General features: G+C 70.4%; 17 protein-coding genes. 8 read left to right on the forward strand and 9 right to left on the reverse strand.

Annotation, left to right across the window (positions count from 1 at the left end):
• The first annotated feature begins 44 nt into the window (after positions 1–44).
• Positions 45–614, forward strand: a complete 570-nt coding sequence (locus H1A17_RS02335; RefSeq protein ID WP_194820908.1) for a hypothetical protein — start codon at positions 45–47, stop codon at positions 612–614.
• Here H1A17_RS02335 and cyaB read toward each other — a convergent pair.
• The 3 genes from cyaB to H1A17_RS02350 all read right to left on the reverse strand — a co-directional run bounded on the left by cyaB (position 611) and on the right by H1A17_RS02350 (position 3275).
• Positions 611–1201 (reverse strand): class IV adenylate cyclase, encoded by a 591-nt coding sequence (gene cyaB, locus H1A17_RS02340; RefSeq protein WP_309236673.1) that lies wholly within the window; start codon positions 1199–1201, stop codon positions 611–613. The two genes, H1A17_RS02335 and cyaB, sit on opposite strands and share 4 nt — an antisense overlap.
• A gap of 262 nt (positions 1202–1463) precedes the next feature.
• Positions 1464–2930 (reverse strand): tyrosine-type recombinase/integrase, encoded by a 1467-nt coding sequence (locus H1A17_RS02345; protein WP_194820909.1) that lies wholly within the window; start codon positions 2928–2930, stop codon positions 1464–1466.
• Between the two features lie 90 nt (positions 2931–3020).
• Complete coding sequence (locus tag H1A17_RS02350; RefSeq protein WP_194820910.1) at positions 3021–3275, reverse strand: DNA-binding protein; 255 nt, start codon at positions 3273–3275, stop codon at positions 3021–3023.
• Between the two features lie 116 nt (positions 3276–3391).
• Here H1A17_RS02350 and H1A17_RS02355 point away from each other — a divergent pair, with 116 nt between their 5' ends.
• Complete coding sequence (locus H1A17_RS02355) at positions 3392–3778, forward strand: hypothetical protein (RefSeq protein ID WP_309236674.1); 387 nt, start codon at positions 3392–3394, stop codon at positions 3776–3778.
• 168 nt (positions 3779–3946) lie between these two features.
• On the opposite strand, the gene H1A17_RS02360 is transcribed toward H1A17_RS02355, so the two are convergent.
• Positions 3947–7783, reverse strand: coding sequence for a helix-turn-helix domain-containing protein (locus H1A17_RS02360; protein ID WP_194820912.1), 3837 nt, complete (start codon positions 7781–7783; stop codon positions 3947–3949).
• Between the two features lie 218 nt (positions 7784–8001).
• Between H1A17_RS02360 and H1A17_RS02365 the strand changes: the two genes are divergently transcribed.
• Entirely contained in the window at positions 8002–8316 is a 315-nt protein-coding gene (locus tag H1A17_RS02365; RefSeq protein ID WP_194820913.1) for a hypothetical protein, read from the forward strand.
• A 68-nt stretch (positions 8317–8384) separates the two neighbouring features.
• Complete coding sequence (locus H1A17_RS02370) at positions 8385–8867, forward strand: DUF2690 domain-containing protein (protein ID WP_194820914.1); 483 nt, start codon at positions 8385–8387, stop codon at positions 8865–8867.
• Between the two features lie 105 nt (positions 8868–8972).
• Here H1A17_RS02370 and H1A17_RS02375 read toward each other — a convergent pair whose 3' ends face one another.
• The 3 genes from H1A17_RS02375 to H1A17_RS02385 are packed head-to-tail and all read right to left on the reverse strand — an operon-like array spanning position 8973 to position 10742.
• Positions 8973–9770 carry a hypothetical protein gene (locus tag H1A17_RS02375; protein WP_194820915.1) on the reverse strand — a complete coding sequence of 266 codons (798 nt, stop codon included), beginning with the start codon at positions 9768–9770 and terminating at the stop codon, positions 8973–8975.
• On the reverse strand, positions 9739–10296 hold the full coding sequence (locus H1A17_RS02380; protein ID WP_194820916.1) for a DNA cytosine methyltransferase: 558 nt from the start codon (positions 10294–10296) through the stop codon (positions 9739–9741). Before H1A17_RS02380 ends, H1A17_RS02375 begins: the two co-directional genes overlap by 32 nt.
• Positions 10293–10742, reverse strand: coding sequence for a hypothetical protein (locus tag H1A17_RS02385; protein ID WP_309236675.1), 450 nt, complete (start codon positions 10740–10742; stop codon positions 10293–10295). The genes H1A17_RS02380 and H1A17_RS02385 overlap by 4 nt, the downstream gene beginning before the upstream one ends.
• A 70-nt stretch (positions 10743–10812) precedes the next feature.
• Between H1A17_RS02385 and H1A17_RS34140 the strand changes: the two genes are divergently transcribed.
• From H1A17_RS34140 to xerC, 4 genes are all read left to right on the forward strand, one after another.
• Positions 10813–11004, forward strand: coding sequence for a hypothetical protein (locus H1A17_RS34140; protein ID WP_228542814.1), 192 nt, complete (start codon positions 10813–10815; stop codon positions 11002–11004).
• 323 nt (positions 11005–11327) lie between these two features.
• Entirely contained in the window at positions 11328–12413 is a 1086-nt protein-coding gene (locus H1A17_RS02390; protein ID WP_309236676.1) for a site-specific integrase, read from the forward strand.
• The gene (locus H1A17_RS02395) at positions 12414–12746 is read left to right on the forward strand and encodes a helix-turn-helix transcriptional regulator (protein WP_194820917.1); all 333 of its coding nucleotides are present in this window, start codon (positions 12414–12416) and stop codon (positions 12744–12746) included. It abuts the gene before it with no gap.
• 33 nt (positions 12747–12779) lie between these two features.
• Positions 12780–14372, forward strand: a complete 1593-nt coding sequence (xerC, locus tag H1A17_RS02400; RefSeq protein WP_309236677.1) for an integrase — start codon at positions 12780–12782, stop codon at positions 14370–14372.
• Here xerC and H1A17_RS02405 read toward each other — a convergent pair.
• Complete coding sequence (locus H1A17_RS02405) at positions 14342–15400, reverse strand: TRM11 family SAM-dependent methyltransferase (RefSeq protein ID WP_375372781.1); 1059 nt, start codon at positions 15398–15400, stop codon at positions 14342–14344. The genes xerC and H1A17_RS02405 overlap by 31 nt on opposite strands.
• The gene (locus H1A17_RS02410; RefSeq protein ID WP_194820919.1) at positions 15393–16319 is read right to left on the reverse strand and encodes a hypothetical protein; all 927 of its coding nucleotides are present in this window, start codon (positions 16317–16319) and stop codon (positions 15393–15395) included. Before H1A17_RS02410 ends, H1A17_RS02405 begins: the two co-directional genes overlap by 8 nt.
• Positions 16320–17124: the final 805 nt, after the last annotated feature.

Raw genomic sequence — 17124 nt, forward strand, 5'->3', positions numbered from 1 at the left:
CGCTGGTCGGATCGCTCCGCCGCGCTGTGTGGCACCCTCGCCCGGTGGATGCGGTGAGGAAGCGGTATTTGGTGTGCCATGACTACGGCATGGGTGGCCTGTGGTGGTGGGTGTGGGCCGCTTCTGCCGAGGAGATAGTGGACAACGTCGCCGAGGTCGAGGTGATCACCGACGAGGCGAGCATTCGCCAGATGGGCCCCTACGCGGAGGAGGAGCTGCACCTGGACGCGCTGTCGGGGACATCCCTGGCGGACCTGTGGGACCAGCGCGCAGCGCACCGGTCACTGCCCGGGTACGGGGTGCTCGCCGGGCGGGAGCGGGTGTACCTGCGCGACGACGAGGACGGTGCCGTCTTCCTCGTGGAGGTCGGCCCCGACGGGCGTCGCCTGCGGGAGGTGGAGGTGTCCCCCGAGGGCGCGTTCCGCCTGGCCGATGACCTGCTCAACCCACCGCGCGACCTCCGCGACCCGCGATACGTACGGATGGAGATCAGTCGTGACGGGTTCGAAGCGGCGTGGGATCGGTCCGCGTTAGCGCCGTGTACGGCAGAAGCAACTGTTCCCTCCAGTCCCCGGCAGGAGGATGTCGGCCTTCGTTTTCGGCACGCAACCTAGACCCTCGTCCGCGCGGCACGAATCAGCGAGTCGTAGGTGTCGGTGGCCCGCTCCAGAGACACGCCCAACGTGAGAGCGAACCGGTCGAGTTCGGCCTGGAGTCGCTCACCCTCCTCACCGTGGCTGACCATCCGCTCGATCTCCAGGAACGCCCCGATGCCGTCCACCTCGTCGACACACAACGACATCAGCCCGAGCATCGCCGTGCGGCGGGCCTTGCGGATACGCACCGTCGGGTAGAAGCCCATCTGCTGGATCGCGGCGTCCATCTGCGCCCGATCCGCCACCTCGGTCTCATGCTCGACACACGACAACTCGTTGGCCATGGGCGTCTTGACCGTCAGCAGATGACGTCCCCGCTCGGTACGTAGGCGGGCGAACGGCATCCCGATCTTCGACTGGCCGTACTCCCAACCGACCCGCGCGTACGCCTGATCGTCCTGGATGACCGGGGCCGACAGGACAACACCATGCACAGCGAGGGCCGCTTCCACTGCGGCGAGATCACTGATCCGGTACTTGACCTCCACCTCGTACGTGGATGGCGCAGTCATACCTGTCGTCTGGATCGTGTTGATGCCCGTCACGTCGTCGCACCCTATGACCCGACCGGCCGCATCGGTGTCTCGACGCGCCCGCAACCGCGCGAGAGGTCGTCGGACCCGGAGCCATCCTTTGCCCAGCGACGACAGCGGAACATGGGGGCGCGACGCTGGATGATCCACACCCTGGCACACGGCCGGGTCGTCCCCAGCGTCAGCGCCTCCTCAGCCCAATCGTCTCCTCTCGCAAGCATCACCGCACACGGCCACGCAGATGTTCTGTGTGTGCGCCACCCGTCCGTGAGCTCTACGCGGCGTCTGCCCGGTTCCGTCGAGGGACGAGCCTGATCGTGGCCTGCGCGGTCGTCCTCTTCAGTTCCGCGAGGACGGAGGTGTAGATGTCGGCGGTCATCTTGTAGGACGAGTGGCCGAGGGTGTCCTGGATCTCCTTGATGCTGGCCCCGGCGGCGAGCATCAGGGTCGCGGCGATGTGCCTGAGGTCGTGGAACCGCACGGGTGGCAGGCCGCTGCGTTGGACGAGCCGGTCGAAGCGTCCGGTGACGGTCTCCGGGTGCCAGGGTTGGCCGTCGCGTTGCCGGACGAAGAAGATGCCGCTGTCGGCCCAGGCGTCGCCGGCGGCGAGCTTCCACGCCGCCCTGCGGGCGAGGTACCGGCGCAGGCTGGTGACGGTCTCGTCGCCGAGGTCGACGACCCGGTCGCCGGCTGCCGACTTCACTTCCTTCTCGATCACCTGGTAGCCGACGCTGGTGCGCTGGCCGGTGATGGTGATCGCGGCGGCTTGCAGGTCGACGTCGTAGTCGTGCAGGCCGCACAGCTCGCCCCTGCGCGGGCCACGGTGGATCGCCACGTCGAACAGGGCGTACAGCTCGGGGTCCTCGGCCTCGGCGAAGTCGAGAAACCGGCCGGCCTGGGCGGGCGTCCAAACCATGACCGGACTGGGACGCAGTCGGGTGTGACGCCACCGGTTGACCGCCGCGTCGGTCCACAGCCGGGGCCTCGGCGGCCTACCGGGCGCGAGCTCGACGGACTCGGCGGGATTGTGGTCGACCAATTTGTGGTGGTACAGGCGGCGGGCGTCGTTGAGGGCCTTGCGCAGGGTCGCGAGGATCCGCTGCTGGCTGGCGGCACCGACCGTCCGGACCCCCTTGACGGCGTCGCGGATCTCCTTCACCGGGCTGGCTTTCGCGGCGCGGATCTCGTCGTTGCGGGCTTCGATCGTCGCGAACACCGACTCGATGTGCGCGGCGGTCAGTTCCTGCAGCGCGACCTGCCCCAGGTGAGGGGTCCAGTACCTGGTGATGTGGTCGTGGTAGCTGCGGCGGGTCGCGGGCGCGAGCCTGACCCGGTTGGTGATCCATTCGGCGAGGTACTCACCGAGGGTGAGCCGGGTGTCGGCGGGCACGTCGGCGCGGATGCGGCGGGCGACGTGGTCGCGGTCGGGCAGCGGCTGCTGGGGTTTGCATGCCTGCAGCAGGTCGGCGATGCGCCGACGCTGGATCTCGTCGCGGCCGGCGAGGTCGAGCAGCGCGCGGGCGTGGTCACGTTCGGTGGCGGCGGCCTCGCGGGTGTCGAATCCGGTGCGACGCAACTGCCGTCGGCCGTTGCCGGCGTCGAGGGGGAGTTCAAGCTGGTAGCGCCAGGTGCCGTGGTGGGGGTTCCAGCCGTTGCCGCGGCGGAGCTTGGGGCACCTGGCACCGAGGCGTCTGCCGTCCTGTCGGCAACCGCAGCGTTTGGTGATGGATCCGTCTGCCATGACGAGTTCACTCCTCGCCGACGCCCGCTGACGGGCATCGGATTGTCGGGGTTCCGTGGGTGGTGATCACCGCTCGTCGCGGCCGGGTGATCAAGTCGCGGGCGGGGGGTCGCTGGGGACGCCGAGGGCGGTCAGGATCGCGGTGACGGACACGCGGTAGCGGGATCCGACCCGCAACACCGGCACCGGTAGCCGGTCGCGGCGCGCCAGCTCGTAGGCGCTGCTGCGGGACATGCCGAAGATCTCGCCGACGGTCCCGACGTCGGTGACCGCTCCGAGCGCCCGGATGCGTTCGATGGTCCATACCTGCGGGTGCTCTGCGGCAGTGCTAGCCGTGCTGTCCAAGGGATTTGGTCCTTCTCTAGTAGAGGGTGCCGCTATTGGTGAAGCGGCCGACTGGCGGCTATGTGGGCTGCCTCGTCTGAGGGGAGACTCGTGCGGTGAGTTCAGGTGTTCCCCGTGTGGTCAAGGCGGTCGACACGTCGGAGTTGATCCGGCTCGACGCGGAGGCGATCGAGTGCGGGTTGAACCGCAATCACGGTGTCGGATGGCTGATGGAGTTCGCCGATCCCGGGGCGGTGCATTTTCTGCGGCCGGTGCTGGTGCACAGGGCCCCACACCGCCCGGAAGTCTCGCCGCATTGGCGGTGCATGCTGTTGCTGACGATGCGAGACGGCCAGCAGATCTTTTCCCTGCTGGATGTCCTGCCCGCCTCGTTCGAGAACCTGCCAGAGACACTGGACGCGGCCGCGCAGAGTGGAGTCATCCGCCGTCTGGAGTCGGGGGGCCTGCTGACCCAGGCGCAGTGGCCTGGGCTTGAAGCCTGGCCGGGTCCTGGTAGGCGATGACGTGTCGTTGGGCCGACGTTCTTGACGGGTGATCTCTGCGGCGCCGGGCGCCCCGGTATCCGATGGCGGCGAGGTCGAAGCGACCCTGGCTGGCGTCGAGGCGGCAACCTGCACCGCTGTCGGAGGGTGGGATAAGGCCCCGGGAGGTTGGGTGAGGAGTGGTGAGCGCTATTGGTCGGGGCATGGCGGTTGGTAGGGCACGCCGGGAACGTAGGTCGCCCATTCGGTGGGGGTGATGGCGTTGCCTACGGTGGCGCAGAGCTGTTCGGGGATCACACTCAGGTTGGTGTTCCAGATCCAGACGGTGTTGCCGGTGCCTCCGCCGCTGAGGGTGTTGCCGTCGCGGTGGTAGGAGACGGTGTAGATGCCGCCGCCGGGGGTTGGCAGCACCGCGAACACGGCGGGCCTGCTGCGGTCCTTGAGGTCCCACAGCCAGGTTCCGGCGTTGGTGACAGCAGCGGCCAGGGACGTTCCCTCTGTGTTGAAGGCCAGCGTGTACACGTAGTTGGTGGGCCCGGTCAGTGGTACGCCGACCGGTGAGGGCTGTTCGGGATGACTGATGTCGTACAGGCTGATGGAGCTGTCGGCGCTGCCTACCGCCAGGGTTCGGCGGTCGGGGCTGAACGCGACGGTGTAGACGTAGTGGCCTGCGGTCAGCGGCTCGCCGAGTGGAACTGGCGAGTCAGGTCGGCTGGTGTCCCAGAGGCGCACCGATCGGTCGATGCTTCCGCCGGCGAGCAGGCTGCCGTCGTGGTTGAACGCGACGGTCGATACGTAGTTCCCGAAGCCGGGCAGCGTGGCCAGGGGTGTCGGTGTGGTCGGGTGGGTGATGTCCCAGAGGCGGATGGTGTGGTCACGGCTGCCGGTGGCGAGGGTTCGTCCGTTGGGGCTGATGGCGACGGCTTCCACCAGTTGGTCGTGTGCTTGGAGTGCGGGGCCGTGGCGCGCTGGTCGGGTGGGGTCGGAGATGTCCCACAGTTGGACCGTGCCGGAGCGGGCGGAGACGGCCAATGTGTGGTTGTCGGGGGTGAAGGCGAGCGCGCCGGAGAAGCCGTCGGGGTTGGGCAGGGCGGGGCCGGCGGGTGTGGGTCGGTCGGGGTGTTCGACGTTCCACAGTTGGGTTGAGGTGCTGCCGACGGCGAGGGTCCTGCCGTCGGTGCTGAACAGGGTCGCGCTGACCACGCCTGGTGTGGCGAGCACTGGGCCGGGTAGCGGCCAGAGTCGGGCCGTGCCGTCGTTGGAGCTGGTGACTATGGCGCTGCCGTCGGGGCTGAACTGCAGGGCGGTCACTGGTGCGGGGTGGGGCAGTGTGGCGGTGATCCGTTGAGTGGCCAGGTCGTGGATCTGCACCCCGATGGCCGGGTCGGAGCTGCCGACGGCGAGCAGGTTGCTGTGTGGGTGGAATGCGACGGCGTTGACGAAGCTCTTCGGCCCGGTCAGCGCAGGCCCGAGGGGCGTCGGACGTGCGGGTTGGCTGACGTTCCAGAGGTGGGTGGTGAAGTCTCTGCTTCCGGCGGCCAGTGTTCGCCCGTCGGGACTGAAGGTGACCTGGCCGACCTCGGTGGAGGGCCCGGCGGGCCGGCTGAGCCGGTGGGGTCGTTGTGGGCGTGTGATGTCCCAGAGACGGATCGTTCCGTCGATGTCGCCGACGGCCAGGATGTGGCCGGAGGGGTGGAAGGTCAGCGATTTCGCGCCGGAGGGCGAGGGCAGGCCGACGCCGATCGGGGTGGGGTGGTGGCGGTCGGTGGTGTCGTACAGGCGGGTTGTCCCGTCAGCGCTGGCCGCGGCCAGCAGTCGCCCGTCTGGGCGGTAGGCCACCGAGTAGACGGTGTTCCCGGCGTCGGCCAGTGGCGGTAACCGGACCGGGCTGGCCGGGGTGGTCATGTCCCAGCGGTGCAGCCGGTGGTCGCCGCTACCGACGGCCAGGGTGCGGCCGTCCGGGCTGAAGGTGACCGAGTAACCGGGACTGGTGAGGCCGGTGAGCGGGTCTCCCAGGGGCGCGGGTCGGGGGCCGCTGGCCACGTCCCAGAGTCGGATGGTGGTGTCGACGGCTGCGGCGAGCAGTCGCCCGTCCGGGCTGAACGCGACGGCGTACATGGTCTGGTTCTTGCCAGTGAGCATTCTGATCGCTGGTTGGGTAGCCGTTGAGCCGATGAGGCTCGACCGGGCCTCGGTGGTCGGCGCGATCCGGTAGGCGGCCAGGGCCAGTTGCCGAGACAGTGAGACGTCCTTGTCGCGAAGCTGGTCGGCTCGAGCTGCGACCAGGCGGGAACGAGCCTCGTCCCGTTGGTGGGCGACTTGTTGGTGCAGGGTCTGCGCCTCGCCCGTACGGCGGACCGCGATCACGCCGGTGAGGGTGCTGACAAGGGTGAGGACTGTCAGTGCCGCGACGGTCTGGTAGAGCCGGCGGAGTTGGCGGCGGGCGTGCCGGGTGCTGGCTCGCACGAACCGTGCCGGTAGGGCTGGCGGCGCCGGGTGCCCGGCTAGCCACTGTTGGCCCGCGATCAGTCGGCTACCGCGTAGAAGCAGGGCCGGATCTCGGCTCTCAGTGATCCAGGTTTCCGCTGCGTCGGTGACCTGCTGGCCGATGAGCAGGGCGGCTCGGTCGGTGGTGAGCCAGCCGCGCAGTTGGGGCCAGGCGGTCAGTAGCGCCTCGTGGCTGATCTCGACGGTGTCGTCGTCGACGGTCAGCAAGCGCCTGTCTACGAAGCGGTCGATCACCTCGTCGATGTCGTCGCTCGTCGTGCCCGTGGGGGCGCCCTGCAGGAGGTAGGTGCGGCGGAGCCGTCGGCGGGTGTCGGCGGCGCCCTGGCCGAGGTGCACGAGGCGGAGGAACAGTGTTCGGGCGAGTTCCTGGTGGCGTGGGTGCAGGGTGGTGTAGACGGCGTTGGCGGTCGTGGCGACCGCGCCGTCGATACCACCTGTCGCGCGGTACCGCTCGGTGGTGAGTTGGCCCGCGCCGGCCTCCCAGGTCGCCAGTAGGGCGTGCGACAGCAGCGGCAGCGCACCGGGATCGTGGGCCGCCGTCAGATGGCCGGATCGGGGCGCGATCTCTTTCAGGAGCAGGTCGACGAGGCCGTCTTCGACGTCGACGCCGGCTCTGCGGGCTGGTTCGGTGATCGCCTTGCGGAGTTCGGCGGCGGTCATCGGCCCGACGGTGAACTGGTGTTCCTGGGCGACTCCCGCCAGGCTCGGGATGCGGAGCAGGTCGGTGTAGAAGTCGGCCCGCAGTCCCAGGACGACGACGGGGCCGGGCCGTATGGTCGGTTTCGTTGCTGTGGGTGGCTCGGTGGGCCGCTGCGTCGCGGTGACGAGAGCCGCGACGAAGGCGTCCGCTTCCGTGGGGTCGACCTCCGGTGCGAACACCTCCTCGAACTGGTCGACGACGATCACCGGAGCGGTCGCGGTGTTCTGGTCGGAGAGTTGTTCCTGCCATGCCCGCAACGGACGGGACCCGGGCGTCAGGACGGCGGTGTCGATCAGTGGGCTGTTGTCGTTGTGCTCGCGGATCGCCGCGAGTAGCCCGGCTCGGAGCAGGGACGATTTCCCGATCCCGGATGCTCCGGTGACCAGCAGGATGCCGCCGCCGGCCTGCCGTAGGGTGCGCACCCGCTCGACGAGCCGGGTGGTCAGCTGCTCCCGGCCGAAGAACCAGCCGGCGTGCTCGGTGTCGAACCGGTTCAATCCGCGGTACGGCTCTTGGGTGGCGCGGGACGTCCGAGCCCGGCGGACCCGCCGTAGCGCGGCCAACCATCGTGCGACGTCGTCGTCGGTGGCCGCGCAGGCACGGAGCACTTGCTCGAAGAGGGCGTGGGAGGACGGCTGGGGCAGGCCGCGTCCGGCGAACCAGTCGCTGATCGTCCCGTGCCGTCGCGACTGCCGGGGGATGGCGGCCACGACATCGCGTACCGAGAGGCCGGCCCGCTCCCGCAGGTGGGTCAGCTCCCGGGCGAAGTCCTGGCGGGTGCGGATCTGATCAGCGACGGGCGGGGACGGTTCGGACACCGAGACCTCCCTGCTCAGACACGTCGCCGGTCGGCCACAGGTTCCGGCGGTCGGCACCAGACCTGAGCTGAGCAGGGTGTACGGCCTCGTACGGAATCCCACCCGGGGCTTCTCCGCCCTGGTCCGGCGGGCCAATTCTGGTGTCTGACCAACGGTTGTCCGGCTGAGAAGACGGGATCCGGACACGCGAATTCCCAACTGGGAAGGAAGTCCCCGAGATGAGAACACGCATCGTCCGAGGCGCTGTGGCGGCGGCCCTGAGTACCGCCGCCGTTGCCACCACCATCACGCTGTCCGCCGCTCCGGCCGTCGCCTACCCCGGCAACTGCGGCTCGGCCCTGCGGTCCGACGGGGTGGTGTCCGCCTGGTGCGCGACCGGCACCGGCAGTGTCAGCGCGGTGGCCGGCTGCGAGTGGTTCGGCTGGTGGACCACTGCTCAGGGCCCCTGGGTCAACGTCGCCACCGGGTCGTCCCACGTCAGTTGCCCTTGGCCGTACTCCCCCCGATGGACCGGGTTCTACCTGCGGGATTGACCACGGGAGTGACCCCACCGACCGAGCGCCAAGCATCCACAACCAGAGATTCGGCAAGGGAGAGAACCATGCGGGCACTGAATATCGCGGCGATCCTGGCACTCACCGTCGGGCTGGTACTGGGCACCTCCGGACCCACCCAGGCCGCGCCGCCCGGCGGCGGCTACGACTACACCGACCCGGCACAGACCGGCTGTTCCGCCACCGGGATCACGATCTGGTCCAAGGAGCTGCGCCACCCGGCCACCGGAACGGTCAACGGTGTCATGGAGCTGCGCTACTCCACCGCGTGCGAGACCAACTGGGTACGGGTGAACAACTACATCCCGGGCGCAGCCGCCACCAAGATCATCACGCGGCCACGGGTGCACGCACCGGCGGGCGGATCGCTGGAGTACGCCACGGACAGCACCACCGACGTCTACTACGGCTGGAGCTACGGACTGCAGTTCTACGCCCCCTCCTGGGTCTGCGTGGACGTCGGCGCCGTCCTCACCCTCAACAACGCCGTGATCGGATCCAACGGACAGGCGCTCGACCGGGTCTGCTGAACAACCCGTCAGGAAGACCGGACGTGGGGGCGGGGCGGCAGCCGCCCCCACGTCCTTATGTCCGCGCCACTCGACGTCAGGGCCGAACCGGTGATGCTTGGTCGATCAGGCATCCGGGTGGACGGTCATGCACGCTGGCGCCCTGCACCGGTTGGGGCACAGCAGCAGCCGTAACGCGGCGGCTGCCTGTTGCGGGACGACGCCGTTGCCGAGGACCCGCAGCGCGGCGGTGCGCGGCAGTTCGAGCGCCGGGTCGGTGACCCAGTGCTGGTCGAGTCCCATGAGCCATTCCACGAACGGCGGCGCCAGGACCGGTTTGCCGTGCCGCCCGGGTTGGGTCGGCTCCGGCACGGGCCGGCCGAGCAGCAGCTCCCACCGGGCTACCGCTTCGGCGTAGACGCCCCACCGGACGGCGTCCGGCTGGCCCAACCCGCCGATGGTGGTGCGCAGGTCCGCACCGCCGTCGCCGTGTCGGCCTGGTCCCCGCGCGTCGGAGGCGCGCGGGGTGGGCAGGGTCCGGGTCGGAACGCGCACCGCCGCCGACGGCAGAGTGAGGTCCCCGTGCGAGCCGCGTTGTCCTGGGCAGCCCTTGGTGCCGTCGGTTGCCTTCGGGGTGGGTAGCAGCACCTGTGACAGGGGTGGTCGCCATCCGGCGCCGGCGCGCCGGCCGGGGGTGCCGGTGTCGCTGGCGCGCGGGGTTGGCAGCAACTGTCCGGCGATGCCGGAGAGTCCGGGGCGACGGGTCGCCCCGGCTGAGGGGGACTTGTTCGACCCGTATGTCACCGCGGTCGGGGTGGGCAGCAGGTGGTGGCGGGTTCCGGTGGGCTCGATCAGGTCGGGTAGTCCGTGCTGGTGGCCGGGGCCCTTGCCGTCACGGGCGCAGGGCGTCGGCAACGTCCGCACGCTCTTCTTCTCCCGGCTGGTGGGTGGGGGTGGCGAGCAGGAACAGCCTGTCGCGTTGGTGGGCGGCGCCGATGTCGGATGCGCGTAGGCATAGCCAGCTCGTGTCGTACCCGATCGCGGCCAGGTCGGCGTGGACGACGTCGAGTCCTCTGCGTAGGAGGGCGGCGACGTTCTCCACGAAGAGCAGGTGCGGTCGTAGGACGCGAACGGCTGTGGCGACGTGGTTCCAGACGCTGGAGTGCGCGCCGGTGATGCCGGCGCGTTTGCCGGCGTTGCTGATGTCCTGGCAGGGGAAGCCGGCGGTGAGGATGTCGACGGGTTCGATGTGGGTCCAGTCGACGGCGGCGATGTCGCCGAGGTTGGGGATGCCGGGCCAGTGGTGGGCGAGGAGGGTGGCGGCGTGACGGTCGGTTTCGGCGTACCAGGCGAGTTGGCCGCCGAGCACCAGCTCGACGGCCAGGTCGAGGCCTCCGTAGCCGGTGCAGACCGACCCGACTCGTGGTGCGGCGGCCTGTGCACGGTTCACGCCACCTCCCCATGCCCGGCGGCGGGTGCCGTGTCGTGCGGGCAGGTCCACGGCCCGCAGGCGGGGGCGTCGGCCGGTCGTGGGCGTGGGCGCAGGAGGACCTCGTCGAGCGGCACTCGGGCCCGGTGGAGGAAGAACTGCCCGCGTAGTGGGTGCCCGTCGGCGTTGGCCTTGGCGGAGCCGTGGCGGATCGCGTGGTCGAAGGCGACGGCGTCGGCCCACTCCGTCGGGCTGTTCGCTCGCAGGTCGGCCCAGAAGCCGTCGTCGTGGAACGGGCAGCCCACGCAGGACGACTTCGGGGTGTCGCCGAGTCCGTGGTCGGCCAGGTATCGGAGACAGTCGGTTCGCCGCCAGCCCAGGTCGAGCAACGGGAAGATGTTGCGGGTGTAGGCGACGTCGGAGTCGCGGGCGCGGCCGATCTCGTCCAGGCTGATCCCGATCGCCATCTGCGCCCGCAGCCCGGCTGGTACCCGTGTCGGGTGCGGGTAGCCCAGGCGGCGCCGTACCTCCGCCTTGATGGGTTTGATCTTGTATTCGGATGTGCACTGCCGGCGGGCCATGCCCCGCTCGCCGTTCGGGCCGAGCGTGAACAGGGGGCATGGACGCGAAGCGGTGCTGCGGGTCGAGGGCGTCGGCCCGGATGTCTCCGGCGCCGACGCGCACCACGTCGATGCCGGCGGTCTGAGCGATGCCGGTCAGACGGTTTAGGTGACGGTAGACCGCCGTCGGTTCCCAGCCGGTGTCGGCGAAGATCGCCGCGTCGAACCCGGGGATCGTGCCCTGGGCGGCGAGCAGCAGCAGCGTGGTGCTCTGCACGCCCGCGCCCAGCGACAGGTAGCGGTGGGCCGGTGCGCTCACGCGACCACCCCGGGGTCGTCCTGCGACAGTACGACATCGCTTGAGTTGGTCGGCGTGTGTCTGGTGGTGGAGGTCCTTGAGCTGGTGGGTCTCGCGATGCGGATCAATGGTTGTGTTCTGAGCCCTTCTCGGGAATCTTGAAGTTGCTTCGGATCGTCTGGGGTGGCTTCGGCGTGCTTGAACGTGAGGTTCTTGAGTTGGGGTTGGCGGTCGTCCGGGATCTGCGTGACCGGCGTGCGCCGGCGTCGGCCGAGGAGATCGAGCGGTTCGAGGTGGATGTCCTGGCCGGGTTCGTGCTGGCGCGGGCCTCGGCCGGGTTGACCGACGGCACGGTGCGCGGCGATGTCAGCCAGCTGGAGCAGATTCGGGATTGGTTCGGCCGGCCGCTGTGGGAGATGGAACCGGCGGACGCGGACGCCTACTTCGGTCGCGTGCTGCGGGGTGCGCCGTCGGGGACGAGGCTGGCCCGTTCGCAAGCGCTGCGCACCTACTTCGCGTTCCTTGAGTTGCGCTTCCAGGCGGAGCTGCACGCGCTGACCGGCCGGGTCGTGGCGTGTCCGATCGACGAGATGAACCGGCCGCGCGGGCGGAAGGACGCCAAGCTCCGGATCCCGCCCAGCGTCGAGGAAATCGACACGTTGTTCACGGGCTGGGCGGCAGAGTTGACGACATGCCGCAAGTTCGCGCCGACGGCCCGCAACTACACGGCGGCGAGGTTGATGGCCGACGTCGGGCTGCGGGTCAACGAGGCCCGCAGCCTGGACCTGGACGACATCAAGTGGGACATCGGCCCGTTCGGCAAGCTCCACGTCCGCCACGGCAAAGGCGCCAACGGCTCCGGTCCCCGCGAACGCATGGTGCCGCTGATCAACCACGCCGGCCGCACCCTCGCCTGGTTCGTCGAGGACGTGTGGGCGCACTTCGGCGGCGACTACCGGACGCCCGGCACACCTCTGTTCTGCTCGGAACGCCTCGGCGCCGGTCGGGTCAGTTACGACGTTCTGCGCGCCGGGCTCGCCGCGGCGGTCGCCGCGCACCTGCCGGCCTGGACGGACAAGCTCACCCCGCACGTGCTGCGGCACTACTGCGCGTCGCAGATGTATCTCAACGGGGTGGACCTGATCGCGATCCAGGAGATGCTCGGGCACTCCTGGGTCGCCACGACGATGAAGTACGTCCACGTGCACCGCACCCGCATCGAGCAGGCATGGCTCGATGGGCAGCGACGCGCCGCCCGACGACTGGAAGGACTGGGCTGAATGCGGTGGAACATGCGCCTGGTCGCGGCTCAACGCGGCATCTGGAAGGCCTCCGAGCTGCAGCAGCTGTTCGCCGAGCACGGCCTGGTCATCTCCGCCGGGAAGATGTCCGGGCTGTGGTCCGGCCAGCCCGTGACGGTCAAACTGGCTGACCTCGACGTGATCTGCGTGGCGCTGGACTGCCAGGTCGGAGACCTGCTGATCGCCGAACCCGACACCGTGTCCCGGGCCACCCCGGAGGCTGCGAAGCCCGCCGCCGATGCCACGGCACCCGTTCCGATCAGCCGGGTGGTTCCCCGCCGCCGCGACGGCCGGTCGCTGCCGCCGCGCTGACCGGTGGCTGCCCGCGACCATGACGGCACAGTCGTGCCGCGCACCGTCACCAGCTGCGCGGACTGCTTCGCCTGGGGCCTGACCTACGCCCAGGGCATCTGCCTGCCCTGCTACAACTTCGCCGCCCCGCACAAGGGCTACCCGACCGGCGAGTGCGGGGCCTGCGCCCGGCTGCAGCGACTGAAGCAGGGCTACTGCCGCCTGTGCTGGTGCCAGGCCCGCGACGAGCGGGCGCGGCTGGCCAGCGACGCCCGCTCCGCCGTCATGCTCTCCCCCTACCTTGCAGGCATCCGCTGGCAGCAACTGTTCTTGAGCCTCAGCGACCGCCGGCAGCCACCACCACGCACGGCACCACGCCGCTACGGCGCCAAAGGCCGGCCGCCCAAGCAGCCACCACCACACGCGGGCCGCCCCCGCAGCGCCTGGTTGCAGGAGCCGCTGCTGCCGCCCGGACCACGCCACTACCGTGCTGCGGTGGACCTGCGCGCCGGGCCGCCACCGGACAACCCCTGGCTGGCCTGGGGCCTGCACCTGGCCCACACCACGGCCGAGGCACGCGGATGGGAACCCACCGCGCAGCGCGCGATGCAGCGGGTCTTGGTGCTGCTGCTCACCGGGCACCGCGAACCTGACCGCATCCGCGTCAGCGACTTCGCGCCCGTCGCCGCCCGGCAATACATCAACCTCGACCACGTCATCGAGATCCTCACGGCCATGGACATCGTCGACGATGACCGGCCTGCCAGCCTGGAGAGCTGGATGGCCGCCAGACTCGCCGGACTGCCCGGACCGTGGCGTCGAGACCTGAGCAGTTGGGCGCGCACGCTGCGCGACGGCAGCCCACGAAGCCGGCCCCGCAACTACGGCACCGTCCGCGCCTACACCGCTGCCGTGATCGACGCTGCCGCCGGCTGGCCGCAGCGCGAGCACCTGCGCGAGGTCACCCGCGAGGACGTCCAGACCTACCTCGCCACGCTGCACGGCCGCCGCCGGGAAACAGCGACGACCGCCCTGCGTGGCCTGTTCCGATGGGCCAAGACGAACAAGCTGGTCTTCCGCAACCCCACCCGCGGCCTGCGAGGCCCGACCGTGCCGGACCCGATCTGGCCGCTGCTGGCACCGGATGACATCAGCGCCAGCGTCACCGCCGCCACGACCCCGCAGGCGCGGCTCTGCGTCGTGCTGGCCGCCGTCCACGCCGCCAGACCAGGGAAGATCCGCGCTCTGCACCTCAACGACGTCGACCTCGCTGGCCGGCGGATCACCATCGCCGGCAACACCCGACCACTGGACAACCTCACCGCCCAGGCGCTGCTCGACTGGCTGACCTACCGACGCGAACGCTGGCCCCACACCGCCAACCCGCACCTGCTCGTCAGCACCGCCAGCGCCCTGGGCCTCGCCCCGGTCAGCGCCACCTGGATCCTGAACCTGCGCGGCCTGCCCGGCACCCTCGAACGACTGCGCATCGACCGGCAACTCGAGGAAGCCGTCACCACCGGCGCCGACCCGCTGCACCTCGCCGCCGTCTTCGGGCTCAGCGAAGGCACCGCCATCCGCTGGGCCACCAACGCCCGAAACCTCATCGGCGACCCTCACTCGGACCGCCTCCCCGAGTTGCCCTGAACCCCGGTGTCCGCATGGCATGATGTCCCCTCCGGACACCCGGATTCGCCCTGCGAACACTTGGGTTCAGCCGAACTCGCGGACTTTAGTTGCTTGGTGAAGATCAGGACGTCCTCGTGCGCGATGAGGTGCATGGGTGTGCCGGCGGCCCTGGCCTTGCGGACCTGTTGGAGTTGGAAGAACGACGGTCGGGCGACGAGGTGGTCGTCGCGGACGGCGGCGAGGAGGGCGACGCACCGTTCGGTCGGGACGAGGCCGGCGCGCCGGCCGGCGGCGATGACCAGGCTGGGCAGGTCGATCAGCTCGCCCTGTTTGCGCCAGGGGCGGGCGGTGACCACGACGGCGCCGCCGGGGCGTAGCAGGGTGGCGCAGCCGGCCAGGATCTGGGCGAATCCGTCGGCGAGGCCGGTCAGGTCGCGGTAGGCGAGGTTGCCCTTGTCCTCGCCGTACCGGTCGTCGTGCTTGACGATCCCGCCCTCGCCGGGGCGGACGAGGCCGTGGACCGTGGGCCCGTACGGGGGCGAGGTGACCACGAGGGCCACCTGCCCGGTGAGGGCTGTCGGGACGAGGGACATGAGGCGGGTCGCGTCGCCGCGGATGACCGACGCGCGTCCGGTGGCGCCCTGGTCATGGGCGTGGCGGATGTTGGCGTCGGCGATGTTCGACCACTGCGGCTCGTACTCGATGCCGAAGGCGTCGCGGCCGGCGTGAACGGCCTCGACCAGGGTGGTGCCGATGCCGCACATCGGGTCCAGGACCAGGTCCCCGGGCCGGGTGTAGGCGGTGATGGCGTGGGCGGCGATCGCCGGGAGCATCCGGGCGGGATGCTTCACCGACTCGGGCATGTACCGGCCGCGGCGCTGGACGGGTCCGGTGGACTGCGCGGTGGCCCACACGGACAGGCCGTCGGGGTCCGCGCGGTGGCGGCCTTCGTATTCGTGGTGCCGCCCCTGGTAGCCCCCGTCGGCGGGGGTGGGGGTGTTCGGCTGTGGTTCGGGCTGTGCGGGGACGGGGGTGGGTTCAGGCACGGCGGTCACCCCCGTCGCGGGTGCCGCGTCGCCGCGGTCCGGCATCGGGGGTGGGCTGTCGTGGGGTGAAGACCAGGAGGTCGGCGTGCACCCGCAGGTGCGCGACCTTCCACTGCTCGGCGGTGGTGTGGGCGAGGGTGAGCAGTTCCTCGTCGGTGACGACGTGGTAGAGGAACTGGTCGCCGTCGGTGTCGGCCTCGACGGCGACGATGTGCTGCAGGTAGCCGAGTCCGACCCGGGAGGCGGCGGCCACGAGGGGGCCGAAGTCCTCGGGCGTGGGCTGCGTGCCGGCGGGCACGCCGACGACGAGGACGAGGCAGCCGCCGGGGCGCAGCAGCCGCGCGCAGGCGGCGAGGAGCCAGGCGAGCCGGACCCGGGCGGTCGTGTCCGTGTCGTGCAGCGGCCAGGACGCGACCACCAGGCTGGTGTTCGCGTCCACGGGTCCGTCGCCGGCTGGCCGGACGACAGGGGTGTCGGTGCCGGGGAGGTCGGGGTCGGTGAGGTCGTCGCCGAACCACTCGACCAGCTCGGGTGCGTCGTCTCCGCCGTCGTCCCGCGGGGTCGGGAGAAGTGGGTTGTTGTCGTCCGGCAGGGTCGTGGTGGCCGGGCCGATGATCAGGCCGGAACTGCTGTCGGTGAACCAGGCACGGTGGTGCCGCCGGTTACCTCTGGCGCAGGTCGCGGTCAGGGCGTGGTCGCGGGTGAGGTCGACGACCGCCTCCCCGGGCCGGCTGTAGGCGGCGACGAGGCGGTAGGCCAGACGGGCGGGCAGGCTGGTGTGGTGCTCGGCGTCGGTGCGGGCCGTGCGCCAGACCGTGATCGGGACCGGCGGGTCGCCGGCGATCAGGTCGATGAGTGCGGGGTCGGCCGGTGCGGTGTGGCCGGCCTGGGTGTTGTGGTGCGGCGTGTGCTCGCTCATGTGGTGTCGGCTCCGCGCCGCGCCGTGAAGCGCTGACACCCCCAAACCGGGGTTTGTGAGCCCTGACGAACACTTGCCGCGCTCACCACCACTCACAGGCGCCGCACCCGGTGGTCGCCCGCTTTAGTGCGGACGTCTCTCTCCGCCCCGCCCGTGCGGCGAGCAGAGACAGCCGCCGGTCGGCCACGAAGGACTCTGGATCCGACCCGTTCTGTCAGTTGCGGTGCGTCACTGACAGAACAGGGCGGGAGGGCCGCTTCCGGCGTGCCCGGTGCGACTCGATGTGGGCGTGGATCGCGGCTTCGACCAGCACTGTGAGAGCGGCGTGAATGCCACCCGAGGCAACCCGCCTTTGCCGGCACGGTGGCGCTGTCGGAGGTTGGTCGTGTCACCGGTGGCGGTGCCTGCGCCGCTGTCCGAGGCGCTGCCGGCGAGCTGGCGCGGGTCTGTCAAGGTGGCCGGTGACAGCGGCACGGGAGCGGGGTCGGACTGTCACAGGCTGTCGTGTGTGAGCGTGGCCAGTGCCGTCGGCGTCCTGTCATCAGGTTGCGGGTGAGCGGGTGCCGCCGTCACCGCGAGGGTGTCTCGGCGGGTTCTGTCAGCCTGTCACAGGGCAGGTCAACCGGCCTTCGCCGGAGCGTCTGTCAGCGGGTCACAGACGATGCGGGCCGGTGGCGGTGCGGCGGTGACAAACGCCGAGAGACGGGCGCGGTCGGAGGTCTACACAGCGCTGTCAGAGGCTTGTGAGGGTCGTGTGGCGGAATCGATGCCACCGTCCGCCGCGATGACACCGGCGGCGGTCATC

Origin of the sequence: Micromonospora sp. S-DT3-3-22, from assembly GCF_015354745.1 — a bacterium.
Lineage (GTDB): Bacteria > Actinomycetota > Actinomycetes > Mycobacteriales > Micromonosporaceae > Micromonospora > Micromonospora wenchangensis.